This is a genomic window from Streptococcus pseudopneumoniae (assembly GCF_001072925.1).
GTDB lineage: Bacteria > Bacillota > Bacilli > Lactobacillales > Streptococcaceae > Streptococcus > Streptococcus pseudopneumoniae_Q.
Window position 1 is genome coordinate 1 of record NZ_JVHE01000011.1, and the last position, 1,107, is coordinate 1,107.

Sequence of the window (1,107 nt, forward strand, 5' to 3'; positions counted from 1 at the left end):
TGGTGTTGGTGGTGTTGGTGGTGTTGGTGGTGTTGGTGGTGTTGGTGGTGTTGGTGGTGTTGGCGGTGTTACCTTGTTGTTAAACTCAGTATCTTCAGGCATTTGTGAAGTAAGAGTCAACACTTTACCATCCTTAGTTACAGTAACTCCAACAGTCGCTACCATCTTATCGTACTCAACTCCAGCCTCTGTACCTTTCACTTCTTCTACATGATAGATATAAGTACCTTCTTGACCACGTTTGAATTCAAGAGCTGAGAACTTAATCTTACCTTCAGCATCATTGCTTACGGTTTCAATCACGTTACCATCTTTGTCTTTCAATACGAAGCTGAATTCACCAGCCTTCAACGCACGACCTTCCAATTTCTTCGTGAAGTTGAATTCAACTTTCACTGGAATATTAACAACACGTTTTTCAGTTGGTTTTTCTGGTTTTTCAACTGATTTCTTAGTTGGATCATATTGGTGAACAATTTGAGAAGCTGTATTTTCAATATCTACACCTTCTTTAGCAGTTCCCTTGATACGTGCTGGAATATCAAACTTGTAGTAACGTCCAAATGCTAATTTAGCAGTGTCGATTACTTGAGTATTTTCTGCATCTCCAAGTGACTTAGTCAAGTCAGCCTTAGATGTAGCAGTAATGACACCATTCACAATTGAGATATCAAACTTAGCTGTTACATCTTCACCAGTTACTGAATCATAAGCCTTAATTTCAGATACGTTAACATCCAAGTTTTCGCTGTCATATTTATCTGTAATACCAACAGATTGAATATTGTGAGTTTCAGTGAATTTAGTTGTATCTAACCATACTTGGTAAACAACCTTATCACCCTTATGGAGCGTTTGAGTATTGATATTTTGCTTTTCATTATTATCAACTTTGTCCACGTATGGATCTTTGTTGGTATCAGTTACTTTATCAGTCAACTCTTTATCATCATCAAGGAGTTTATTTCCAGTGATATCAAATTTCTCTTCATTAAGAATATATTTCTCTGGATTGAACTCAGGAGTTTCTGGAGGTGTAACACGGTTGTTAAATTCTTTATCCGCAATGTCGCCTACAGTCGCGATAAGAACTTTAGCTGTTCCATC

General features: G+C 37.5%; 1 protein-coding gene. It reads right to left on the reverse strand.

The annotated features are described in order from the left end of the window. Nucleotides 1-1,107, reverse strand: a 1,107-nt coding sequence (locus ADH81_RS00350) for an SspB-related isopeptide-forming adhesin (protein ID WP_049525689.1), incomplete at both ends; no start/stop codon positions are given.